The sequence below is a fragment of the Micromonospora lutea genome (assembly GCF_016863535.1).
GTDB lineage: Bacteria > Actinomycetota > Actinomycetes > Mycobacteriales > Micromonosporaceae > Micromonospora > Micromonospora lutea.
Genome location: NZ_BOPB01000030.1, coordinates 58,252 through 83,007, shown reverse-complemented (window position 1 = coordinate 83,007; position 24,756 = coordinate 58,252). Strand labels below are relative to the sequence as shown.

Here is a 24,756-nt window from a genome sequence, read left to right as displayed (position 1 = left end):
GTGGCCGGCCGACCCGCCGGACGGCGGCGGAGCTGCCCTCAGCCGACCTACTGGACGATTCGGGCGAGAGCACGTACCAGTACTTGTTAGCGCAAACACCTTGTCACGCAGAGCCACCTCCGCAACCCGCCTGTTCCCGCCGTCGATAGGCCCGCGTCAGCAGTGCGGTCGGCCCATCCAGTCCCGCGCCACGGAAGTTTCGGAAACGTGTCTTGTTTTTTTCGGATAAGTCTGCGACCGTTTTGGCCGTCGGTGGCCGGGGTCACTCCGAGGTTGATCACGATGTGACCGCGAACCGAGCCCGGACCAGCGCCTGTCGACAGGAGACAACCCTCGGCGTCCCCTCGATGCACGTTCTGGCCGGCAGGGCCGTCCGCAGGGGAGTTTCTGGTGGGCAGACTTGGCGAGAGAGGAAGATTGATGAGGGCGAGAAAACTACTGGCTGTTTCGGTAGCGCTGGCAACCGGCGTGCTGGCGACGGCGGCCTGCGGCGGTGACGACTCGGAAGGCCGCAACAGTGACGGCTCGGTGACGATGAGCTTCTGGCACAACGCCACCACCGGCGAGGGCAAGGCCTTCTGGGAGAAGACCGTCGCCGACTTCCAGGCCGCCAACCAGAACATCAAGATCGAGATTCAGTCGATCCAAAACGAGGACCTGGACGGCAAGCTCCAGACCGCCCTCAACTCCGGCGACGCCCCCGACGTGTTCATGCAGCGCGGCGGCGGCAAGATGGCCGCGATGGTCAAGGCCGGCCAGTTGCTGGACATCACCGACTCGATCACCGATGACACCAAGAAGGTGATCTCGGAGGGCTCGTTCACCGCGCAGACGATCGACGGCAAGGTCTACGCGATGCCGGTGGCGGTGCTGCCCGGTGGCTTCTTCTACAGCAAGGACCTGTTCGCCAAGGCGGGCATCACCCAGCCCCCGGCCACCCTCGCCGAGCTCCAGTCCGCCGTGCAGAAGCTGAAGACGGCGGGCGTGCAGCCGATCGCCCTCGGCGCCAAGGACGCCTGGCCGGCCGCCTTCTACTACTACTTCTTCGCGCTGCGTGAGTGCAGCTCGGAGACGATCACCCAGGCCGGTCAGACGATGAACTTCGACGACCCCTGCTGGCTCAAGGCCGGTCAGGACGTGCAGAACTTCGCCGCGACCGAGCCCTTCAACAACGGCTTCCTGACCACCTCGGCGCAGCAGGGCGCCGGCAGCTCCGCCGGTCTGCTCGCCAACCACAAGGCGGCCATGGAGCTGATGGGTGCCTGGAACCCGGGCGTCATCGGCGACCTCACCCCGGACAAGAAGCCGCTGCCCGACCTGGACTGGTTCCCCTTCCCGAGCATCGAGGGCGGCGCCGGTCAGCCCGGAGCCATTCTCGGTGGCGTCGACGGCTACTCCTGCTCGGCGCAGGCCCCCAAGGCCGAGTGCACCACCTTCCTGAACTACATCGCGCGCACCGACGTGCAGAAGGCCTACTACGAGGCGTTCAGCGCTCCGCCGGTGAACAGCGAGGCGCAGGCCGCGATCACCGAGCCGCACCTTAAGTCCATCCTCACCGCCTACAACCAGGCGCCGTTCGTCTCGCAGTGGCTCGACACGGTCTACGGCCAGAACGTCGGCAACGCCCTGAACACCGCCGTGGTGAACATGCTGGCCGGTAAGGGGGACCCGCAGAGCATCGTCGACGCGGTCAAGACCGCCGCCAAGAGGGCTCAGTAGTCCGACCGTCATGGCTGAAACGCAACACGAGAGCGTACGGCTCGCGCCGGACCCGGCACCGGGTCTGACGAAGGTCGGGGGTGACACGCCGGTCGTGTCGCCCCCGGCCCCGCGCCGCAGACGCAAGGGCATCGGCTGGCCGGCCCGGCTGGAAATCGCGCTGATGACAGGACCGACACTGATCGTGTTCCTGTCCTTCGTCATCCTGCCCGTGGCCATGGCCGCCTACTACGGTTTCTTCAGCTGGCAGGGTTACGGGCCGGCCGAGGACTTCGTCGGCTTCCGTAACTACCTGCTCATCCTCGAGGACAGCACCTTCCTCGCCGCCCTGCGCCACAACGGCACCATCGTGGTGTTGTCGCTGCTGCTCCAGGGGCCGGCGGCCGTCCTGCTCGCCCTGCTGCTGAACCGGCAGATCCGGGGGCAGACGCTCATCCGGGTGCTCATCTTCGTCCCCTACGTGATCTCCGAGGTGGTCGTCGGCACCGGTTGGAGCCTGATGCTGCACGGCGACGGCGTCGTCAACGCCGTCCTCGGGAAGGTCGGGCTGGGCTGGTTGCAGAGCGAATGGCTCTCCGACCCGAAGATCGCGATCTGGACGCTGATGGGCATCCTCACCTGGAAGTACATCGGCTTCGCCGTGATCCTCTTCCTCGCGGGGTTGCAGGGCATCCCCGAGGAACTGACGGAGGCCGCGGCGATCGACGGGGCGTCGTACTGGCAGATCCAACGTCGCATCACACTGCCGCTGCTCGGGCCGACGATCCGCATCTGGGCCTTCCTGTCGATGATCGGCGCGCTGCAGTTGTTCGATCTGGTCTACATCATCTGGGGCCAGTACATCGCCGACACCGCCGGCACGTCGACGATGGCCACCTACATGGTCGCCAACGGCCGGACCGCCGGAGAGTACGGGTACGGCAACGCGGTCGCCGTGGTCCTGTTCTTCATCTCGCTCGTCGCCGCTCTGTTCTACCAGCGGTTCGTCCTGCGCCGAGACACCGAGGGCGCGATCACCGGAGGGAGGCGCTGATGGCCGCGACCGCCGTGTTCGGGCGCCGGGCAAGGCGACCCCGCCAGCGACTGGCATGGGGAAGCCCGTCCGTCTACTTCGTCGCGTTGCTGCTCATCGCGACGATGCTGGCGCCGGTCATCTACATCATCCTCGGTGGCTTCCGCACGAACGCGCAGATCACCACCGACCCCGCCGGGTTGCCCAACCCGTGGCAGGTGGAGAACTACCTCGACGTGCTGACCGGCGGCACGTTCTGGCGGCAGGTGGTGAACTCCACAATCGTCGCCCTGTTCACCACGGCGGGGGTGGTCACCCTCGGCCTGATGACCAGCTTCATCATCGCCCGGTACAAGTTCTGGGGCCGAGGCGCGATGTACTCGCTCTTCGCCGCCGGCTTGATGTTCCCGCTGACCGTGGCGATCACGCCGCTGTACATCCTGATCAAGAACCTCGGACTGATGAACACGCTGCCGGGAGTGATCCTCCCGCAGATCGGCTTCGGCATCCCGATGACGATCATCATCCTGGTTCCCTTCGTACGGGCCATCCCCGACGAGATCCAGGAGGCGGCGTCGATCGACGGCTGCGGCCGGTTGGGCTTCTTCTGGCGGATGGTGCTGCCGCTGGCCATGCCGGGGGTCATCACCGTGGGCATCCTGACCTTCATCCAGAGCTGGAACGGATACCTGCTGCCGCTGTTCATCCTGAACCGGGAGGAGACCTTCACGCTGCCACTCGGCGTGCAGGCCTTCGCCTCGCAGTACTCGGTCGACACGGCGAAGGTGCTGGCGTTCACCTCCCTGTCGATGATCCCGGCGCTGGTGTTCTTCAGCCTGTTCCAACGCCGGATCGTCGGCGGACTCACCGGAGCCGTGAAGGGCTGATCGTCAGCGGCTCACGACGCGGCCGTCCCGGTGCGACCCAGCTCGTACCGGGACGGCCGCGTCGTTGTGCCCGGTCAGGTCGCGCGGCGTGGCCGACCCGGCTGCGTCGATCACGACCAGGTCGTCGCGGGACCGACCGTCGGGCTGTCCCTGCTCACACGCCGGCGAGCAGGGCGTCGAGCGGGCGCGGCACGGCCTCCCGGGCTACGGCGGCCTCGACGAGCAGTCGGGCGTAGCGCAGGTTGCGCCGCGAGCTGCTGCGCAGAAACCGCCACAGTTGCGCGTCGGGATCCCGCCCCCGCCAGGCGGGCTGGCTCTGGAACGCGCGGAACTGACGCAGGTCGCCCTGGGCGTCGAAGAGCGCTTCGACTCCCCCGCTGCCGACGGCCCGGATCAGCTCGTCCTCCAGGTCGTCGACGCAGACCTGGAACCCGAGTCGCTCCATCTCCGCACGGGTGCGGGGCGTGCCCACGCCCGCCTCCGTCAGCCCGCGCCGGAAGATCTCCTCCTCGCGTACGTCGCAGAGGCCGGCGAGGCGCAACCCGACCCCTGGCGGACCCAGCCGAGTCAGGAAGCGACCGATCGCGTGGGCCCCGCCGATCGGGACGACGACGATCCGCTCGGCGGTGAGATCCCGACCCCGGCCGGCCGCCAACGCCTCCAGGGCGATCTGGTCGCTGATGCCCTCGACCAGCACCACCGCCCTGGCGGACTCGGCCTGCGCCAACGCGCGGGCGGTGGCCTGCATCGAGGCGGCGTTGCCGCCCAACGGTCCGTCGAGACCGACCGGGGCCGACCCGGAACACGAGGTGACATCCATGAGTGGGCCTCCCCGTCCGGGTCAGTGGGCCCCGACGACGGGCGACAAAGACTAAAGGCAGAGAGTCACCTCCCTGCCACTTCTAACGTATAGCGCACCGGGGGGCTTGTGGCAAGACCCGGGTCCTGACGCAGAATCGGCGGCTGGACGCGAGATGGGGGGGCACACGTGCGAGGGCTGCCGACGTACGAGATGACCGAGCGCCACGTGTTGAGCCTGGACGATGTCGACGAGACGCAGACCCTGGTCGTCGGCGGGAAAGGCGCGAACCTGGGGGCGCTGGCACAGCTCGACGGCATCCGGGTGCCTCCCGGCTTCTGTGTGACCACGGCCGCGTTTCGCCGGATCATGGCCGAGGTGCCGTCGATCGACGATCGACTGGGGCAGCTGGTGCGGCTGGACCCGGATGACCGGGACGCGATCCGGGTGCTCAGCGCGGAGATCCGGCACATCATCGAAGCGACCCCGGTCCCGAGCGACCTGGCGGCGGCGATCGCCCGCGCGGCCGACGCAATCGACGGGCGGGCGGCCTACGCCGTCCGGTCCAGCGCCACCGCCGAGGACCTGCCCACCGCCTCCTTCGCCGGACAGCACGACACATACCTGAACGTCGTGGGCCCGACCGCGATCATCAAGCATGTCCGCCGATGCTGGGCCTCGCTGTTCAGCGAACGGGCCGTGACCTACCGTCAGCGCAACGGCGTCGACCACCGTACGGTTCAGATGGCCGTCGTCGTGCAGCGGATGGCCTTTCCGGACGCGGCCGGCATCCTGTTCACCGCCGACCCGGTCACCGGCAATCGGAAGGTCTCGTCGGTGGACGCCAGCTTCGGTCTCGGGGAGGCACTGGTCTCCGGGCTGGTCAACCCGGACGTCTTCACGGTGCGCGACGGCGAGATCGTCAGCCGGGCGGTCGCCACCAAGCAGCGGGCCATCCACGCCCTCCCAACCGGGGGAACCAAGGAACTGGCCGTCGACCCGCAGCGGCGGGAGCAGCCGGCGTTGACGGACACCCAGGTCGTACGACTCGTGCAGCTCGGCCGGCGGATCGAGGCACACTTCGGCTGTCCCCAGGACATCGAATGGTGCCTGGTCGACGACGATTTCCAGATTGTCCAGAGCCGGCCCATCACGACGCTGTTCCCGGTACCGGCGGCCGACGACCGGGGCAGACGCGTCTACGTCTCGGTCGGCCATCAGCAGATGATGACCGACGCCATGAAGCCGCTGGGGCTGTCGATGTGGCAGCTGACCGCCATGGCACCGATGCACGAGGCGGGCGGGCGGCTCTTCGTCGACATCACCGAGCGCCTGGCCTCCCCCGCGAGCCGCGCCGCCCTTCTGGAGATGATGGGCAAGGGCGATCCGCTGGTCAGGGACGCACTGGAGACAGTCCTCGACCGCGCCGACGTCGTCCCGGCGCGCCCCGAGGCATCCGTTCCGGCGCACCCGGACGCGGGGGCCCGCCGCGCACCGGTCACCGGGGTGGCAGCCGGCCCACCGGTCGCCCCGATCGACACGGACCCGGCCATCGTCACCGGCCTGGTCGCGCGTAGTCAGGCCTCCATCGACGCCCTGCGCCGCGACATCCGGACGAAGACCGGTGTGGCACTGTTCGACTTCCTGATCAGCACCTTTCAGGAGCACAATCGTGTCCTCGGCGATCCGGTGAGCATGCAGGCGATCACGGCGGGGATGGAGGCCACCTGGTGGCTCAACGACCACCTGCTGGAGTGGCTGGGCGAGAAGAACGCGGCCGACACGCTGACCCTCTCCGCCCCCGGCAACGTGACGTCGGAGATGGGGTTGGCGCTGCTGGACGTCGCCGACGTGATCCGCCCTTATCCGGAGGTGGTCGCGTTCCTGCACGGCGTGCGGAACGAAACCTTCCTGGAGGAGTTGCCGAAGCTGCCGGGTGGTACCGAAGCACGCCAGGCCATCGAGGCATACCTCGACCGTTACGGCATGCGCTGCGTCGGAGAGATCGACATCACCCGGCCACGGTGGCGCGAGCGACCCACCACCCTGCTGCCGGTGCTCCTCGAACATGTCGAGAATTTCGCGCCAGGTGAGGCCGCGCGGCGTTTCCAGCAGGGACAGCAGACGGCGGAGAAGAAAGCACAGGAGGTGCTGGCCCGGCTGCGGGCCCTGCCGGACGGGGAGCGCAAGGCCACCGAGACCAGGCGGATGATCGACCGGGTCCGGACCTTCACCGGCTATCGGGAGTACCCGAAGTACGACATCATCTGCCGTTACTTCGTCTACAAGCAGGCCCTGCTCGCCGAGGCGGAGCGCCTGGTGCGGGCACGGGTGATCCGTGCACAGGAGGACGTCTTCTTCCTCACCTTCCAGGAGTTCCACGACGCCGTACGCACCAACCACGTCGACGACCGGCTCATCCGTCGACGCCGGGAGGCGTTCCGGTCGTATCAGGCGCTCCGGCCACCCCGGGTGCTCACCTCGGACGGCGAGGCCGTCAACGGTGCGTACCGACGTGACGACGTGCCGGCCGGCGCCCTGGTCGGGCTGCCGGTCTCCACCGGCATCGTGGAGGGACGAGCCCGGGTCATCCTGGACCTGGCTCAGGCCGATCTCGAACCGGGCGACATCCTCGTCACGGCCCACACCGATCCCAGTTGGACGCCGCTCTTCGTCGCCGTCGCCGGTCTGGTGACGGAGATCGGCGGACTGATGACCCATGGAGCGGTGATCGCCCGCGAGTACGGTCTACCGGCCGTCGTCGGGGTGGCAGACGCCACCCGGCTGATCCCCGACGGCCAGCGGATCCGAGTGGACGCCACCGACGGTTACGTGGAGTTCCTGCCGGTTGGCGCGCAGGCATCAGCTCAGGCCGAGCGCCTGCGCCGTGAAGAGGGCGGTGAGCCAAGCCCATCCGGTGATGACGACGGCGCGCTGGATGAGGCCGAGGCGCGGTGACACGTCCTCCCACGCCCTGCCGAACCAGCCGAAGCCCACGAACAGGGCAACGGCGACACCGCCGGAGACGATCCGCCACCATGTCCAGGACAGGGTGAACGTTCCGGTCGCCGCGGCGAGCGGCAGGGACAGGAAAACGGCGGCGCCGGCGAGGTCGTGGAGTCGGTGCTGCAGGCTGTCTGGATCCAGCCTCGCCGGCCCAGCGCGAGGGCGCTGATCGGGTGACGCACCGACGAGTAGAACTTTCGGCTCCCACCGTCGATGAGGAACACCAGCACGAACAGCACCGCACCGGCGGCACCCGTCCAGGTCACGTGAATCTCTCCTGCGGTCTGCCGGGCTTTCCGGCGGCCTCAGTACATCGCGTCAGCCGTCGGCCCGGGCAGTGCCGATCGTCATGAGGTCGCGCAGTGCGAAGCGGAGGTGCTCCCACTCCTCGCCGAAGATCACGTGAAGGCAGCGCAGGACCGACACTTCGGACTGGGCTGACCACGGGCTCCGCCGAGGCTCGGCAAGCAGCTCCGGGGTGGCGGTGGCGAGGAACTCGCGCACCATGGCTTGCCGCTCGGCACGCAGGTCGAGAACCTCGGCCAGCCCCGGCTGCCCCGACGCGAAGATCGACATGTCGGAGCCGTCCAGCGCGTACTCGGCGTGTGGCTGCCCGAGCGGATGGAAGGGCTGCGGCAGGCACAGGACCGCCTTGCCGAGCCAGGCGTCGGTGGCGAACGCGAGGTGTCGCAGGGTCTGTGCAAAGGACCACTCGCCGCCGACCGAGACGTCGACGGCACCGGCCGGCATCGCGGTCGCACGCTCAACCGCCGCCGCCCAGGCCTTTTCGAGCGCCGCCCACGCCACCCGCAGTCCCTCCGGGTCCTCGGCCCGCTTCAGCTCCCGACCCGGAAAGCGGCGGTTGAGTTCGTCCTCGACGAACGGCACGATGTCGACCCCGTTGACCAGCAGTGGCCCGTCCGCCAACCAGGGTGCGTCGATATCGAGCCCGCGCACGTCGACACCGCGCATCACCGCCCCGGCCAGCGTCGACCTGTCGAACCGTGCTCCCTGTAGGTCCCGATCGACGAATTCCACAATCTGCTTCTGAGCCATCCGAATCCCTCCCGTCGTGAATGGCGCGACGGTAGCGCGGAGGTACGACGTCGGCGTCCGGCCGCTGCCGCGCGGAGCAACCCGCCTTGCCCGTCAACGTACGAGTCACCTAGCCTTGATCCGCAGGCGTCGATGGACTGTCACCGTGGCGTCGCGCCGGTGCGGCTGCCCGCGTTTCCGCTGCCCGCACCGCCCGGGTGCCACCAACGACGGGGAGTCTTTGATGCGACGGCGCACGACGTGGACGATCCGGCTGGCCATCGCCCTGGTTGCGGCAGGGAGCCTGGTGGCCTCGACAGCCGTCGTCGGCGCCGCGCATCGACCGCCCATCCCACCCACCGCGGTGGTCGACTGGAGCGGCGAGCGACAGGCGGTCGACGGCTTCGGCGGATCCTTCGCCTTTCACAAGGCGGGCGGCATTCGGCGGCTCGGCGAGCCGCTCACCTCGCAGATGCTCGACATGATCTTCGATGACCAGGCCGGGATCGGTCTGGACATCGTGCGCGTCATGGTGGGTGACGGCGGCGTGTGGGGCGACCAACTCTACGACGGCCCGACGCAGACGATCGAGCCGGAGCCGGGCACCTTCGTCTGGGATCAGCCCGACTGGGCACAGCGCAAGAACGACTTCGACGCGCACCAGATCTGGTTGATGCGCCAGGCGCAGGCGCGCGGCGTCAAGACGATCCTCGCCAGCGTGTGGAGCCCCCCGGCGTGGATGAAGCAGAACAACAGCGTGACCTCCTCCGGCCCCTCCGGCCCGCCGAACAAGCTCCGACCCGACATGTACCAGGCCTTCGCGGACTACCTCGCGGAGTACGTGCTCGGCTACGAACGCGAGTTCGGGATCAGGATCACGCACCTCTCCCCGACCAACGAACCCGACATCAGCACCGGATACTCCAGCTGCCAGTGGACGGCCGAGGAGCTACGCGTCCTGGTACGTGACCACCTCGGTCCCACGTTCGAGCGACGGGGTGTGACCGCGAAGATCGTCCTCGGCGAGGGCGTCGGGTTCCACGAGGGGTACGCGCTGCCCACCATCACCGACCCGGCGGCGAACCGGTACGTCGACGTCGTTGCGGCACACGGTTACGCCGGGCTGATCGACGACGCCACCCGGGCCGCGCCCACCGCATTCACCACCTCGCACGAGCTGGGCAAGACCATCTGGCAGACGGAGTACATGAACCAGGGCGCACCGCGCGACCGGTTGTTCGTCAACAACACGATCAGCGACGGCCTGCGGTACGCGACCCTCATCGGCAACCTGTTCGACGAAACCCGGCTGAGCGCGTACTTCTGGTGGTGGCCGGTGGCGAACAACGGCGCGGACGGCTCGGACCTGATCCGCCTGGTCAACACCGGCACCCCGCAGAGCGGCAACCCGACGGAGAACGGCCAGTACCGCATCTTCAAGCGGTACTACACGTTCGGCCAGTACAGCCGCTTCCTCGACCCGGGCGACGTGATGATCGACGCCACCAGCACGCCGACGCCCGGGGTGACGGTCACCGCGTACAAGGACGAGGCGACGCACGACTTCACCATCGTCGTGGTCAACAACAACCCGGACGATGTCCCGCTCACCGTCGATCTCACCGGCGGCTTCCCGCTGCCACCAGAAACCAGGCAGGACTGCAAGAGGGGCGGGTGGGCCAGCTTCGTCAACCCGAGCTTCCGCAACCAGGGCGAGTGCGTCTCCCACGTCGCCGCCGGCAAGGGCCCACGTCCGTCGGTGGTGCCGTACCGCACGTCGGGCAACGAGAACATGAAGAAGCTGGACGACATCCGCATCCATGGCGGGTCCTTCAGCACGAACCTCCGTGGCCGCAGTGTGACGACCTTCGTACCGAAGTGGTCTGAGCTGCCCGCGCTGCCCGACCGCAAGGACGTCTTCTCCACCTACCTGGCCGAGGAGAACGACGGGCAGTCCGCCGGGCTCAGGGTGATCACGACGCCCGAGCACGGCAAGGTCGTCACGGGCGTACGCGACGGCAGCCACCTCCGCTGGGCGAACGTCAACTTCGCGGACGGCTCGGCGGCGGGCTTCGCCGACCAGAAGGGCCAACTGCGGCTGCACGCCACAGTGGCCCCGAAGGCGGGCGGCGTCATCGAGGCACGAATCGGCAGCCCGTCCGGGCCGCTCGTCGGATCGATGAGCGTACCGCCGGGGACCGGCACCGACTGGCTGACCGTGACGACCGGGATCGACACCAGCCCGCGTGCCGCAAACGGCTTCCACGACCTCTACCTGGTGTTCACCGGCGGCGCCGGCACCCTCTTCACCGTGGACCGCGCCGAGTTCAGCGACTGAGCGGCATCCCACCACCACCATCATCCGGCGACCTGCTGCCCATCCAGCAACCTGCCCGTTCGGCCTCCCTTCAGCAATTACGCTGAGCAACTTGACGCTCCACCAACAACCAACCCCTTCCGCAGCTTTGCTCTGCTTCAACTGACGCAACGGTCACGCACGGTGTCGTCGCCTGACCAACCAGCGCCTCACCAGCGCTGCCCCGCCGCTGGTCAGCGACGGTTGCGTGGGGTGAAGCAGAGCAAAGCGCGGAGGGTGGACAGGGACAGGAGGCCAACTGCGACACGCTGCGTGAATATCACGGAGGGTCAGGGGCCGGAGTGGTGCCGACGGTCAGCGCCGTTGGGCCCGACACGGATCGATGTCCGACAGCTCAGACTCTATGACTGCTGACACCTCGGGCTACGCTGATTTCCGACGACATCGACGGCGACGGCCTGGGCGCCGCCGGGTATCGCGGTCCCCGACGAGTGGAAGGGGCACACGCCTGGCAACGGAGGTGTGGTTCGCGAGCGGTGCCGGCGGTCGCCGGTTGACTGTGGAGATCACTGGCAAACCCGACGGGGTTCCCATCTTCCTCCTGCACGGCACACCCGGCAGCCGCAGCGGCCCGAAACCACGCAGCGGAATCCTCTACCGGTACGGCATCCGGCTGATCAGCTACGACCGTCCCGGTTACGGCGGTTCGACACCCCACCCCGGTCGCACCGTCGCCGATGCGGCCGAGGACATCGCCGCGATCGCGAAGGATCTGGACATCTACCGGTTCTCGGTGGTCGGACGCTCCGGCGGCGGACCACACGCGTTGGCCTGCGCGGCGCTGCTGCCCGATGCGGTGACCCGCACGGCGGTGCTGGTGGGCTTCGCCAGACCCGACGTTCCCGACCTCGAATGGTTCAGCGGGATGACGGACCGCAACTCCCGTGACTTCGCCGCCGCGTCCGACGACCGGCTCATGTTGGCGGAGCGGCTCAGGGCACAGGCTGCCCGGACCCGGCGCGACCCGGAGAGCCTGCTCACCCAGTTGGAGACCGACATGACCTGGCCGGACCGGCGGGTCGTCCGCGATCTGGCCATCCGCCGCCTGATCGCCCAGGCGTACCGTGAGGCGCTGCGCGGCGGCCCACACGGCTGGATCGACGACGTGCTGGCCCTCCGGCGAGACTGGGGTTTCAACCTTTCCGCCATCACCGCTCCGGTCCGACTCTGGCACGGCGAGCAGGACAACTTCGCGCCGGTGAGCCACACCATGTGGCTGGCCCGGCAAATTCGCACCGCGGAGGTCCACGTCCAGCCGGGCGCCGCCCACTTCGGTGCCGTCGAGATCCTGCCCGAGATGTTGGAGTGGCTGTCGAACTGGTGAGCCGAACAGCCCGGTCAGAACGGGTGCGGGTCGATGACGCGGCGGACCGGCCGCCCCCGCTTCAGTTCCGCCACCGACGGGTGGTTGCCGCCGATCCTGGCCGCAACCGCCTCGATGGCCTCGTCGACCTGCGCCTGACGGTCGACGCCGTACAGCCGACGCTCGATGAGGGCCTGGTTCGCCCGACAGCGGAGGGTGTGCGGATGCACCGCACCGAGCAGGTCGGTCAGCAGGTCGGCGGCGGCATTCAGCAGGGTGAGCGCCTCGGCCAGTTCGTGCCGGTCGGCCTCGATGACGGCCACGTTGATCTGTGCGGCCAGGGTGTACGGGTGGCGGTCGCTGAGCACCGCTTCGAGCCCTTCCCACGCCTGCCGGGCCGGCGATCGGGCCGCCTCGACCTCACCGCGTGCCCGCACCGCGGCAGCGTGGTTGTTCAGGCACACCAGGCTGTGCGGATGCCGGTCACCGAGTTGCCGGGCATACGCGTCGCGTACCGCGCTGGTCTCCGTCTCCGCCTGTTCCCAGTCCCCCAACTCCAGCAGGGTCACCGAGCGGCTCAGCCGGCAGGCCAGGGCTTCCGGGTGGTCCGGTCCGAGGATCTCCGCCAGCCGGTGGTAGGCCACCTCCAGCAGTTCGCCCGCCTCCCGCGTCCGGCCGGCGCTGCGCAGCGAGACAGCCAGGTTGGCGTTGGCCTCGTACACGAAGCGGGTGTTCTCCCCCATCACCGTCGCGTAGACGTCCCGCACATGGGTCAGCAACTCGACGGACCGTTCGTAGTGGCCGGCGTCGCGCAGGTCCCGCCCGAGTGACGTCGCGGACTGAAGGGTGCTCAGGTTGTCCTCGCCGAGCCGTTGCCGACGCCGGTCGTAGACCTCCTGGTCCAGCCGTAGCGCCTCGGTCACCTCACCCATCAGCCGGCGCGAGACCGCCAGGTTGCTCAGGGCGTTGAGGGTACGCACATGGTCGTCACCGAACTCGGTACGCCAGGCCCGGTAGGTGTCGATGTCACGATCCAGCGCCTCCGGGTAGCGACCGAGCCCGCGTAGGTCCCCGCCGAGGCTGCCGGCCGTCATCAGCGCGTCGGCGTGTTCGTGGCCGAGGAGGTCGACCTGCTGGGCGTGCACGTCCCGGTCCAGGTCGTAGGATTCCTGGAACGCCCCCTTGTCCCGCAACACGTTCGCCTTGTTGAACCGCAGCTGGAGAAGCTGTACGAGCACCTCCCGGCGCACCGGTTCGGCAAGCTCCCGGCCGAGGGCCTGGGTCCAGGCGTGTTCGACGCGCTCGGCCACCTCCAGCCCGCCGTCGGGGTTGCCACGGACGAAGAAGTAGCGAACCTGGTCGACGAGCAGCTGCCGGACCGGGGCGAAGTCGCAGGTCGTACCGTCGGAGACCTCGACGTGCGGCCAGAGCATCCGATACTTGGGCCACTCGTCCTGCAGATCGACCTCGCCGAGCGTACGAGCCGCCGAGGCGATCAGCAGGTGCACCTGGTGTTTGGCGTCCTCGATCTGTTCCGCTGTCATCCGGGAGCGCACCACCGAGTGCAGCAGTCGGTGGATCACGATCCGGGTGCTCTCGCGTTCGGTGCCCTGGCTGTCGAACTCGCTCTGCTGGTCCAGGCGCAGCAGCGCCAGCCGCTTGATCTGTTCCACCAACCTGTTGATCATGAGCCGGCTGGTGACGGTCGGATCGATGGCCCGCAACTGCTCGGCCATCGCGGTGCTGTAGACGATGTCGAGCGACACCTCGGGCGCCATCACCGAGCAGAGCTGCAACAGGCGGTAGGCGGCCGGTCGGCGGGTCGCCAGCTGGTCCAGCGACAGCCGCCACGCCGCCTCGACGCGACCGATGTCGGCTTCCGAGCCCAAGGCACCGAGGTCACCCTGCTCGATCGCCGCCAGGTACTCGGACACCGGCGAGTGGGTCTCGACCAGCCACGCCGCGGCGGCGGCCACCGCGATCGGCAGGTCGCCCAGGGCCTCGGCGATCCGGTTGGCGTCCCGCTCACCGAGCTCCGGCAGCAGCCGGCGCAGGTGGTTCAGGCTCTCGGCCCGGTCGAACACGTCGACCGGTACGACGTGCGTCTGCTCCAGCCAGCCCGGCCCCTGCGAGGTGATCACGACGTGTCCCGGGCCGTTGGGCAGCAACTGCCTGATCCGGTCCAACCGCTCGGCGTTGTCGAAGACCACCAGCCAGCGCAGCCCACCCTCACCCCGGGACAACGCCTGTTTGACCGTCTGCGCCCCCTCGCGCACGCTGCTGGGCAGGTTCATGCCGAGCCGCCGGCCGAGATCGTAGAGCCCGCCGTCGATATCGGAACCGTCGTCCGCGTCGATCCACCAGACCACGTCGTACGCGGCCCGGAACCGGTGGGCGTACTCGGTGACGAGCTGGGTCTTGCCGAAGCCGCCCATGCCCTGCAGGACCACCGGTTCAGCGACATCGCTCTGCGAGCGCAGCAACGCACGCAGCGATCCCAGCAGCCCTTCCCGACCGGTGAAGAGCAGGTTACGCGGCGGCGCCTGAAAGACCGTCTGTGCGCGGCCCGGAAAGCGGGGCGCGCCGACCAGGAACTCGTTCTTCGGCGGTGGAAAGCCCACCAGTTGCAGGAGCTGCTCCACGGCGGGACGCTCGTCCAGCCGCCCCAGACGGATGGAGTTGGCCCCGGTCAGGGGCATCGCGGTGGATTGCGCCGTGCCGACGTGCACGATCAGTGGGCGACGCGACGGACGCGTCGACACCGCGTTCAGGCCCAGCTCGACCTCCTCCGACGCGGTGTTGATGATCAATGGACGGGCGGTGACCGCGATGCCCTCCAGGCGGCCCGCCGGACCTGGGTCGTGGACCTGGACGCCGATCTCACGCAGGACCCAGGAGATCCATTCGGCCCAGCCGATGCCGGCGATGTCGTACCGCAGCGCCACCTCGGTCTCCCGGACCGCCGCCATCCGGACGAACTGCGCCTTGACCCGCACCCGGTCGGCCTCGTCCATGGTGGGCAGCCGGGTCACCCGGCCCTCGCTGATCACGTCGGTCAGCTTCTCGAAGGCGCCGAGCAGGTTGCCGGGCGCACCCGAGCTGTCCTCGATCGTCGCCAGTGTCTCCTCGTACGCGTAGTAGGCGAGGTACGGCACCTGCACCTGGGCCCAGTAGCGTTCCCGCGCCTCGTCGCCGAGGTGCGCCGGCAGGCCGTCGAACCGCTGCCGGGCCACCAGCCGGCCGGTGTCCGCCTTCAGCTTCTCGGCCGGATCGATCCGCATCGCCACCGGCAGCACCCGGATCCGCCGGGGCATGGTCTTCCGGCTGATCGACTGGGCGACCTCGGCAGCGCCTTCGATGCCCTGCTCGCTGAGGGTGAAGCAGGCGACCAGCGTGTCCGGTAGGTGCACCGTGCAGATGTCCGCCACGTCGCTGAGCCCGGTCCGGCTGTCGATCAGCGTGTAGTCGTAGTTGCGCTTCATGTCGGCGCGCAGTGCGTCGAAGAACGCACCTCCGGCCAGCACCTCGTAGAAGTGGTCCCAGTCGAGTCCGGAGATCGATCGGCTGTAGCTGTGGTTGTGGCGGCCCGCGCCGAGGAAGTCCAGGGTTCCGCCGAGCGGCCACCTCCAGTTGATCGAGAAGGCGTGCCGGCGTACGTCGGCGAAGGCCGCGTGCGGCAGGTCGCCGGGCGCGGCCGGGTCACGACCCGCTGCCTCCTTCGCCGCGCCCTCATAGCCGACCAGCATGTCGATCACACCGCCGGCACCCCGGAGCATCCCCTCGTGGATGAACGGCCGGTAGAAACGGTGCAGCCCCGGCGACTCCAGGTCCCAGTCGACGACGAGGACCCGGTGGCCGTTCGCGGCGAGGATCCAGGCAGTGTTGGCCAACGCCATGGTCCGGCCGGTGCCGCCCTTGTAGGAGTAGAAGGTGATGATCTGACCGTCCCGGGCATCCGTCATGTCGGCTACTCCTCCGGATGGCTGTTCGACCGTGGTCGGGGCGGATATCGACGCTCCACCAGATGTTCGTCGTCGAAATGGCGGACGGCTCGACCGATCGCGGCCGCGATGACCGTCAACGGATCGTCGACGGTGGTCATGATGCGGGGGCGCGGTGCCCGGTGCCGGGCGGCGACCCGGGCCTGCCGCCCACCCGACCCGTCGACACCGGGAAGGCGCAGGGGCGCGTCGCCGGCCGGCACGATCAGCGGTTGCACCCAGGCGGGCAGCCCGTCCAGCAGACGCCGCACGTGCGCCCCGTTCGCCGGGTCGCCCCAGGCCTCTTCCTCCACCAGCAGCACGCCCGGCCGCCCCACCCGGTCGTACCCGGCGCTGATCTCGACCAGTTCCACGTTGAACCTGGTCCGGTTGACGGCACCGGCCACCTGCGCCGCGACCTGTCGCAGGCGGTCGGGCTGCTCCTCTCCTGCCGCCGGCTGACCCTGGTGGGCCGCTTCGGTGACCGGGGACGCGGCAAGCGTCGCGACCACGAAGGCTGGCCTCGCCTCGCGCGGACGCTGCGGCGGCCACGGGACGCGCGGTGTGGGACGGCGGCCCTCGGCCAGTTCGATGATCGAGTCACCGAGGTACGCCAGGACCCGCTCGTACGCGGCGCGCTCACCGCGGCGGCGGCTGAGGGCGATCAGCCCGGTCTCGGCGTACTGCGGCACATCCGGCACCAGAGCCACGTCGATCTGGCCGGCGGTACCCGGCGTCACCTCCCACAGCACGGGTAAGAGCCGCTGCTCCGGGCTCCGGACGTGCAGCGTCGGCGACTGGCAGAGGAAGGCGGAACGCTCGGCGCTGGCCGCCTCGTCGGTGTCGTAGCTCTCCGAACGCAGGGCGACGAAGACCGCTACGGTGGCCAGCGCCCGCTCGATGCGCGCCGCCGACCCGGTCGAGGGATCGCCGCACGGCCGGAACAGCCCGGTACGCCAGTGCGGCCGTGCCCTCGGCAGCTCACCGACCACCCGGGCCAGGTCCTCGAACACCATGCGCTCGTAGTAGTCGAGCTCGACGGTGCGGTCGACAGTGGGCGGATGGGCGTGGCTCAGAAAGAAGTAACAGGCATGTTGCCCGGCGGGCTCCTCCGGCGTCATCGAAGCCGCTCCCGAGCAGGAGTGGCTGAGCCGATTTGCACCGCCGCTCCCCCAACCGTCCGCGCGTCAGGCGACCATCACGATACGTGAAAGGACCAACACTCACCAGCGTCATCGTGCCTGCGGTGGCGGGCCATCCAATCGACCGCGAAGTCGACCGCCCGGCGTACCGGCATGCTCCGGGTGACCGCACCACCGACCCGGCCGTGCACCACCACCGGTTCGGCTGACCGCTCCAGCGCCTGACCGATCCGGCCGAAGTCGCTGTCGTCGAGGTCGAGGCCGGTGAAGTCCACCCGCGTCCGCCGGTCGCCGTCACGGACGAAGCAGCGATAGCCTCGGGTCCGCCGTACCGGCAGTCGGTATTCGGCGAGGTGATAGGCGGTGCAGACCCGATGGTCCACGCCCAGCAGCAGCACCGTCGCGTCCGCGTCGTACAGGGCGCCGAGCGGGGACCGTTCCCCCAGGTGGCAGTCGAGGTCGTGCACCCGCATCAACTCCCGCGCGCCGGGACCGACGGCGGCGAACGAGGTCTGCGGATGCCGGCTGCGGGCGGACTCCGGGCTCAGCCGGACCTGTTCGGCGAGGACCCCCATGCCGTGTGACGGTGTGCGGGCGGCGTCGAACGCTTCGATCCGGTCGAGGTGCCGAGCCACCTCGGCGGCGGTGAGGCCACGGGTCGCCGCCCGGAACTGAGGACTGGACGTGGAGTTGTACGCGGTCTGCGCGGGCACCACCACCGCGGCCCGCCCGACCACCCGACGCAGTGCGGCGAGCAGTTCCGCCGCGCCGCCATCGACCGGGCCGACCGCCCGCATCGAGGCGTGCACCAGCACGTCACGTCCCGGTGCGAGTCCCGCCGCCGCCAGCTGGTCGGCCAGCTGCGCCGCCGTGGCCACCGGCACGGTCCGGGTCACGGCGTCAACGCCTCCGCGAGCCGGCGTACGAACCGGTCGCCCGCCGGGGTCAACGCCCCGCAGTCCAACAGGGACTCGGCGGCGGTCGCGGTCCACGTCCGATACTGCTCGTGGCGCTGACGCGGCAGGCTGCCCGGTGACTCCTGGCTCGCCCGCTGCCGCCACATCTCGGTGATGGCGAGGTGTGCGTACGTGCCCTGGAGCACCCCCTCGACCGGCCGTGGATCGGCCCGCCAGCCCACCGTCAGACGCAGGGCGGGACTGGGCGTGAAGAGGTCACAGAGGTCGAGCACGGCACCGAGCACACTGTGCTGGAACTCGTGAGCGATCATCATGGCGGTGGCGGGTGCGTCGGCCAACGCGACGCCGACCGAGGCGAAGGCCTGCCGGGCGGTGGAGCTGCGCAGCGTACCGGCCGGATCGTCCACCAGCGGCACCACCGCCCGCAGCCCGGTCCGCAGGGCGGCGGCCTGGTGCGGCAGGTCCGTCTCGATGCTCAACCAGGCACTGGCCAGCACCTCGGCCCAGCGGGCCAGCGTCGACGCGTCGAGTCGCCCCGCCGCCTTCCAGTCGTGACAGTCCCGATGGGGATCGAGATCCTCGAACAGGATGGTCGTACCACCGAAAGCCAGCCGACGGTTGGCCTGCCACCGCCCCCCGGTCACCTGCGGCACGGTCGCGTCGAGGTCCCCGTCGAAGGTGACCTGGGTGGTGCCGGCGGCATGGCGAATGCGCCACGACCCCGGCTCAAGCGTCAGCACGGCCGGACCGGTGACCGGTTCCGGCACCGTCACCGCGCCGAGCGACGGGAGGTGGAGCACTCCGGAGCGCATCGGCACGTCGAGTTCCACGGTGGCGCGGGCCCGTACCGCGGCCGCCGCGGCGACACAGGACAGGTGGGTATCCGCAACGGCGTCGTCGGTGCCGAGCTGCCGCAGCGCGTCGACGGCCCAGACGCGCACGTACGGATGTCGCAGCGTCACCTCGACGGCGTCGGGAGCTTCCCGGTCGAGCCAGGTCAGCGCGTCCCACCCGGTCCGTCCGGTCGCCGGCGTGCCGTCGGCGACCTCGACGAGCATCGCCCGGGTGATCGCGAGCTGGGATTCGGCGAGGAACCGGACGTCGCCCGGGTCGGTCCTGCCGGCGGCGATCCGGTCCAACAGGCCGTCTGGCAGGTCCGTGCCATTCTGATCGACAGGCGTGGTGACCGACGCCGGTTCGATTCCACCTCGTGCGCTCAGAGACACGATCAGCTCCTTGAGATCGGCGCAGTACGCCGACGGGTTGTCGAAGCCGCCGCCGTCGCGGTAGCGGTGCGCGTAGAGCCCGCCGCCGCACTGGGTCACGACCGGGCAGGCACGGCACTGCGCCGCGAGCCCGGCCAGCCCGGTCTGCCGCACCGCGATCTCGGGCAGCCTCGACACCTCGTCGACGGTGTGCGTGAACACGCTCAGTCCGGTGGCCGCAGCCCCGTCGTACGCGGTCTTCAACGAGTCGACCTGCTCCCAGGTGCCGTCGGTCTCGATGACCACCAGGTCGGCGGGATCGAGACCGACCCACTCGCTGCCGCTGTGGCCACCCGCCGCCGTGGCGTGGAGCGAATCGAACAGCCGGATCGGCATGGGCCGTCCGTCGGCCGTCCAGCGTCCGTGCACCGCCAGCAACCAGTCGGCGTACGGTGTGGCGCGTCCGGGTGGTCGGTATGGCGGGTCCGCCCAGGTGGCGTGGGGCAGCAGCAGGTCGAGTCGGGGCGGCCGGACGGCCCGTAACGCCTCGTAGACGGCGATCGGATCGTTGTCGAGATCAACAGTGCAGAGGATTCCGGCGAAGAGTCGGTGGTAGGCCGGCCGGCGCAGCAGTTCGATGCCGCGCAGCACCTGCGGGTGACTGCTGGCGCCGTTGGCGAATCGCCGATGTCGGTCGTTGGCGGCCCGGTCACCGTCGAGGGAGACCCCCACCTGCACGTCGTACTCCGCGAACAGGTCGCAGTACGCCTCGGACAGTCGGACCCCGTTGGACTGCATGCGCAGGTCGAGGCGGCTGACCGGCGCGATCCGCTGCCGCAGCACGGTCAGCACCTGCCGCATGCGTTCCGGTCCCAGCAACAGCGGTTCGCCGCCGTGCAGTACGACGCTGACCCGGCGCAGGCGATGTTGCGCGGCGTGTTCGGCGATGCGTTCGGCGGCGGCCGTCACCGTCCGGGTGTCCATGACCATCGGGCGACCGCGCCAGCTCTGGTCGGCGTGCTCGTAGACGTAGCAGTGGTCGCAGGCCAGATCACACCGGCTGTGGACCTTCAGCACGTACTGGCTGATCGGCCAGGCCGTCCCCGGTGACCCGCTGGTCGGCACGACGGCGGGGGGCTATGCGACGGATCCGAACCGGGCGACCTCCACGCCGCCCTCGGCGTCCTCGCGATGACGCAGGACCGTACGGGTCACGTCCACCGCCCGGGCCACCGGGATCTCACCCAACGGCCGGCGTCGCAACTCGGAGAGCCGCTCGGTCATGCTGACTTGCTGGTTCTCGATCATTTTCACGGGCTTGATCTTTCTGGGCGGACCGCGGCACCACGATCCGGGTGGAATACTCTCGATGTCTTCGGGTGGAGCTGCACCGACGGAGTGAAAGGTCCCGACGAGCGGACAGATCATCCCCAGCTCAGCATGATTCACCGACACCGGTAAAGAACATATCCATTCGGTCGAAACTACCCAGCCTGACATGCCGAGATTGTGGCGGCAGGATGGGATCACCAGGGTGCCGCCGGGTCCAGCGGCCGAAGTCTATACAACAACTCGCGTCCGCCCCGGCTCAGTCTCCCGGAATGTTCGAACGGCTCGAGCGCCTCGCGCGCCTCGGTGAGCACCGCCGCCCGCGCCGACTCGGTGAGCACCTGGCTGACCAGCAACAACGACTGAGCCAGATCCTCGGCCAGTTCGACGTTCGCCGGCTCCCTGGCTCTGAGGTCACGGCGCACGTGGGCCGCGGCGCTGAGCAGCGTCTCCGCGCTGCCGGAGCGGGGCCGACCGAGGCCGCTGAGCGCGAGTTCACCGAGCCGTTCGTAGAAGGACGCCAGGTAGCGGGCGAAGTGGACGCTGCCCGGCTCGGCGGCGAGCATCCGCTCGGCTCTCGTACGGCCAAGGCGATAGTGACGCTCGGCGCCCTCCCCGTCACCGCGTCCAGCGGCGACGGCGCCGAGGCCGGCGTAGAAGAACAACGCGTCGCCGACGAACCGCGCATTGCGCGGCTCCACGGCGAGCAGGTCCTCGGCGACGCCGAGCCCCAACTGATAGTGCCGCTCGGCGTCGACCAGTTGCCCCTCCTGCACGGCCAGTTCACCCAGCCCGCCGTGGCACACCAGCAGGTCGTGGGAGAACTCGGTGTTGCGTGGCTGCACATCCCGTAACCGGCGGCGGATCCTCAGCGCCTGCTGGTAGCGTCGCCGAGCCTCCGCGAACTGCGCCGCCTTCGCCGCGAGATCCCCGAGCCGCTCGTAGGAGACCGACAGATCCCGGGCGAACGTCACGTTGTCGGGCTCGTTTCTCGACAGCCGCTCCCGGAGATCGTGGCCCCGTTCGTACATCTGCCGCGCCTGTGCGGGATCACCACCTTCCAGAGCGAGGTCACCGAGCACGTCGTAGGAGATGGAGAGGTCCCGGGCGAAGACCGCACTGGTCGGCTCCTTCAGGAACAGGCGCTCGCGGATCTCCAGCACCTGCCGGTACAGCGCCTCCGCCCGTACCGGGTCACCCGTCTCCCGGATGGCCTCGGCGAGTCGCTGCCGGGACACCGCCAGATCGCGGGCGTAGGTGCTGTCGCCGGGGTGCGCCTTGTGCAGTCGCTCCCGGATGGCCAGACCCTTCTCGTACAGGCCACGCGCGAGTTCCGGCTGCCCCAGCCAGGCCGCCAACCGCCCCAGCTTGTTGTACGAGATCGACAGCTCGCGGGCGAGGTGGTCGTCATCGGGGCGGGCCCAGGAGAGTCGTTCGCGGATTCCCAGCGCACGGGTGTAGAGGGCCTGGGCGCGTTCGCTCTGCCCCGAGTCCCGAGCCAGGTCACCGATCTTGTTGTACGACATGGACAGCTCGATCATCCTGGCGTCCCCGGCCGGACCGGACCGGGCCACCTGTTCCACCTGTGCCTCCACCCCGCCGACGAGCAGCCGCTGCAGGCCGATCGCCAGGTCGAGGTTGCCCGGCCGATCGCCACCGCCGCGGGCACGTGCCTCCGCACGGTCCGCGAGGTGGGTGTGCCGGTCGAACAGCGCCGCCGCCACCGGCCCGGCGGCGACGGTGTCGGTGGCGGCCAGTCGGGCGAGCAGGTCGAGACCACGGGCGACCTGCCCGTCGTCGGACAGGTCGACCACCGCCGCGAGCAGTCCACGACCGCCGTCGCGGTGTCGGGCGAGAGTTTCGGCGACCAGCGCCTCGCCGAGCAGATCCGGCCGGACCGGATTGATCTGCAACGGCCCGGCGTACAGCTCGGAAAGCCAGACCAGGGTCTCGCGGCGCAGGGCTGCCCCGCGCTCACCGCGCAGCTCGGGCAGGATCTGCAGCAGCTCGTCGGCCTGGTCGTCGTCCTCCGCCCCGGCCAGGCTGGCCAGGGCGACCGCGGCCCGACGCGTCCGCTCCGCCAGTGCCGCCGGCGCCTGCCCGTTCCAGTGGCGCGCCTCGTGGTCCAACGCGCGGTCGACAGGTGGCCGGTCGCGCGGGCCGTCCTGGTCGGACAGCGCCCGGTCGAAGGCCTCCAGCAACACCTCCAACGGCACCTCGTACCGCTTTCCGGCAAGCGGTGGCACCGGCGGTGTCGGCGGCGACTTCTCGCCGAACCAGGCACGTCGGAACGCCTTGTACGACGCCCCGTAGAGCTGACGGCGTTCCTCCAGCGGCAGGCCACGGATCGCGATGGGGTCGCCGCTGCCGTTGAGGATCGTGCGTAGCGCCGGCTCGGCGCCCTTGCCCAGTTCCCGGACGATGTCCGCGTTGCCGGCTTCGCCCCGGGCCGTCGTTCGGGTCAACAGCACGACCCGCACCGGCGCCAACTGACTGGCGTTGCGGCGCAGCCGGTCGAGAAGCTCTCGCAACGTGTCGATCGCGATCGCCTCGACGTAGTCGATGACGATCAGTCGGGGCAGCGGCAGGTTGGCGACCTCCTGCACCGCGTCGTGCAGCGCGGTCAGCTCGGTCCACCGTACGACCAGCCAGCCCTGCCGATCCATGGCCCGGCACAGCTCGATGGCGTGCCGGGTCTTGCCCGCGCCCCCGACACCGGCGAACCGCCAGACCTCCATCGCGGTGGGTCGTTCACACCACCGTACGGCGTGCGCGAGATCCTCGTCGCGCAGTCGATACGGCACGACCCGGGCGTCGGCGAGCAGCATCTCGGCCGGCAGGGAGCCGGGCATCCGGACGAAGCCCTCCCAGCTCGGCCGCAGGTCGACGCTCTCGGGCACCGGCACGACCGCGTGCCACGTCCGCCGGTCGGCCAGCACCGCCTGCGCGCCGAGCCGCAGCAGATCGTGCCCCCGGGTGACCAAGGCGTCGGGAACACCGGGCAGTTCGCCGAGCAACGCCGAGATCGGCGCCGCCCAGCCGCCCAGGTCACTGTCCCGGTCCCGAGTGCCGGTCATCACCCCGACGACCGCCCGCCGCGCCGGGCACAGCAGCGGTGCCCCGGACAGGCCGGGAGCCGCCTGACCCGCCTTGAGCCGGAAGAACCCGTCACCGTCGATCCCCTCGAAGGTGAACCGCGCCGGGGCGCCCGGCGACGGGGCGGCCGACTCCCGCGCCGGAAATCCGTAGGCGTGACAGTCGTCGCCCAACGGCTCGCCGTTCGCCGTCCACACGACCGGATGCCGGCCGACCCAGGGCCTGGTGGGCGTCAGGCGCAGCAGCGCCAGGTCCGGAAACGGCCACAGGATCGTCCGCTCCGGCGGTTCGGAATGAGCGACCACGTCGGCCGGCACCGCGGCGTCACCGACCTCGGTGGCGGCCGGCGTCACCTGCACCACCTCGCGGAAGCATCGCCGACGGCTGTCGTACACCACGTGCGCGGCGGTGACCACCCAGCCAGGGGCGATGAAGAAGCCACTGCCCAGCAGCGTCCCGTCCGGCCCGGTCACCCGCACCACATGTCGGCGGAACTGACGGGAGGCGACCGCACCACCGCCCGGTGCTTGGCCGGTCCGGGTCACGAACCGCCTTTCCAGACCAGCGTGATCTTGAACGTGGCCGCCCCGTCACCGGCCACGATCAGCCCGGTCAGTGGTCCCGCCTTGGCGGTCAGCGACAGACCGAACTCGACGGTCGCCTCCGTCGGCTTGGCCTGCTGCCAGGCCCGGGACAGCTCGTCGGCGATGACCTCGACCGTGTCACGGACGCCGTCGAAGGAGAGCAGTCTCGCCGGTGAGACGTTCTCCGGGCCGCCGTCGTCCAGCAGTTCCGCGAAGAACTCGACCTCACCGGAGCGGATCGGCTCCACGTGCCTGCGCCGAGAATGATCAGGTTGCATGCCGCCACCCCTCGGTACCGAAGTCGTCTCACCTTGCATGGTGACATGTGCGATCACCTCTGGGTGACCGCCCCGCTACCTGCCCCG

At 69.7% G+C, this 24,756-nt stretch carries 16 protein-coding genes; 6 read left to right on the top strand and 10 right to left on the bottom strand.

Annotation, left to right across the window (positions count from 1 at the left end):
• Positions 1 to 420 precede the first annotated feature (420 nt).
• From Vlu01_RS23760 to Vlu01_RS23750, 3 genes are read left to right on the top strand one after another with little or no spacing between them, the layout of a single operon-like run.
• Positions 421 to 1,719, top strand: a complete 1,299-nt coding sequence (locus tag Vlu01_RS23760; protein WP_204003446.1) for an ABC transporter substrate-binding protein — start codon at positions 421 to 423, stop codon at positions 1,717 to 1,719.
• Positions 1,720 to 1,729: 10 nt separating this feature from the next.
• On the top strand, positions 1,730 to 2,752 hold the full coding sequence (locus tag Vlu01_RS23755) for a carbohydrate ABC transporter permease (protein ID WP_204003441.1): 1,023 nt from the start codon (positions 1,730 to 1,732) through the stop codon (positions 2,750 to 2,752).
• Complete coding sequence (locus Vlu01_RS23750; RefSeq protein WP_204003440.1) at positions 2,752 to 3,618, top strand: carbohydrate ABC transporter permease; 867 nt, start codon at positions 2,752 to 2,754, stop codon at positions 3,616 to 3,618. Before Vlu01_RS23755 ends, Vlu01_RS23750 begins: the two co-directional genes overlap by 1 nt.
• A gap of 154 nt (positions 3,619 to 3,772) precedes the next feature.
• Here the strand turns inward: Vlu01_RS23750 and Vlu01_RS23745 are convergent, their stop codons facing one another.
• Positions 3,773 to 4,438, bottom strand: coding sequence for a TOPRIM nucleotidyl transferase/hydrolase domain-containing protein (locus tag Vlu01_RS23745; protein WP_239096082.1), 666 nt, complete (start codon positions 4,436 to 4,438; stop codon positions 3,773 to 3,775).
• Positions 4,439 to 4,630: 192 nt separating this feature from the next.
• Between Vlu01_RS23745 and rph the strand changes: the two genes are divergently transcribed.
• Complete coding sequence (gene rph, locus Vlu01_RS23740; RefSeq protein ID WP_204003510.1) at positions 4,631 to 7,375, top strand: rifamycin-inactivating phosphotransferase; 2,745 nt, start codon at positions 4,631 to 4,633, stop codon at positions 7,373 to 7,375.
• Here the strand turns inward: rph and Vlu01_RS28000 are convergent.
• Together Vlu01_RS28000 and Vlu01_RS23730 are read right to left on the bottom strand one after the other, a co-directional pair.
• Positions 7,280 to 7,549, bottom strand: a complete 270-nt coding sequence (locus Vlu01_RS28000; protein ID WP_373307507.1) for a DUF998 domain-containing protein — start codon at positions 7,547 to 7,549, stop codon at positions 7,280 to 7,282. The two genes, rph and Vlu01_RS28000, sit on opposite strands and share 96 nt — an antisense overlap.
• A 192-nt stretch (positions 7,550 to 7,741) precedes the next feature.
• Positions 7,742 to 8,479 (bottom strand): DinB family protein, encoded by a 738-nt coding sequence (locus Vlu01_RS23730; protein WP_204003439.1) that lies wholly within the window; start codon positions 8,477 to 8,479, stop codon positions 7,742 to 7,744.
• 223 nt (positions 8,480 to 8,702) lie between these two features.
• Between Vlu01_RS23730 and Vlu01_RS23725 the strand changes: the two genes are divergently transcribed.
• Together Vlu01_RS23725 and Vlu01_RS23720 are read left to right on the top strand one after the other, a co-directional pair.
• Positions 8,703 to 10,796: a glycoside hydrolase gene (locus Vlu01_RS23725; protein WP_204003437.1), complete on the top strand. Its 2,094-nt coding sequence runs from the start codon at positions 8,703 to 8,705 to the stop codon at positions 10,794 to 10,796.
• Positions 10,797 to 11,295: 499 nt separating this feature from the next.
• On the top strand, positions 11,296 to 12,159 hold the full coding sequence (locus Vlu01_RS23720; RefSeq protein WP_239096081.1) for an alpha/beta fold hydrolase: 864 nt from the start codon (positions 11,296 to 11,298) through the stop codon (positions 12,157 to 12,159).
• Positions 12,160 to 12,173: 14 nt separating this feature from the next.
• Here Vlu01_RS23720 and fxsT read toward each other — a convergent pair whose 3' ends face one another.
• The 7 genes from fxsT to Vlu01_RS23685 all read right to left on the bottom strand — a co-directional run bounded on the left by fxsT (position 12,174) and on the right by Vlu01_RS23685 (position 24,669).
• A complete protein-coding gene (gene fxsT / locus Vlu01_RS23715; protein ID WP_204003432.1) occupies positions 12,174 to 16,100 on the bottom strand; it encodes an FxSxx-COOH system tetratricopeptide repeat protein in 3,927 nt (1,308 codons plus the stop codon).
• Positions 16,101 to 16,105: 5 nt separating this feature from the next.
• Positions 16,106 to 17,239: a serine/threonine-protein kinase gene (locus Vlu01_RS23710; protein WP_204003429.1), complete on the bottom strand. Its 1,134-nt coding sequence runs from the start codon at positions 17,237 to 17,239 to the stop codon at positions 16,106 to 16,108.
• Between the two features lie 77 nt (positions 17,240 to 17,316).
• Entirely contained in the window at positions 17,317 to 18,156 is an 840-nt protein-coding gene (locus tag Vlu01_RS23705) for an AAC(3) family N-acetyltransferase (RefSeq protein ID WP_239096080.1), read from the bottom strand.
• Positions 18,153 to 20,507, bottom strand: coding sequence for an FxsB family cyclophane-forming radical SAM/SPASM peptide maturase (locus Vlu01_RS23700; RefSeq protein WP_239096079.1), 2,355 nt, complete (start codon positions 20,505 to 20,507; stop codon positions 18,153 to 18,155). Before Vlu01_RS23700 ends, Vlu01_RS23705 begins: the two co-directional genes overlap by 4 nt.
• Before the next feature lie 12 nt (positions 20,508 to 20,519).
• Entirely contained in the window at positions 20,520 to 20,696 is a 177-nt protein-coding gene (locus tag Vlu01_RS23695; protein ID WP_204003426.1) for a hypothetical protein, read from the bottom strand.
• Between the two features lie 212 nt (positions 20,697 to 20,908).
• Positions 20,909 to 24,352: a tetratricopeptide repeat protein gene (locus Vlu01_RS23690; RefSeq protein ID WP_204003422.1), complete on the bottom strand. Its 3,444-nt coding sequence runs from the start codon at positions 24,350 to 24,352 to the stop codon at positions 20,909 to 20,911.
• Positions 24,349 to 24,669, bottom strand: coding sequence for a CU044_2847 family protein (locus tag Vlu01_RS23685; RefSeq protein ID WP_204003420.1), 321 nt, complete (start codon positions 24,667 to 24,669; stop codon positions 24,349 to 24,351). The genes Vlu01_RS23690 and Vlu01_RS23685 overlap by 4 nt, the downstream gene beginning before the upstream one ends.
• Positions 24,670 to 24,756 lie beyond the last annotated feature (87 nt).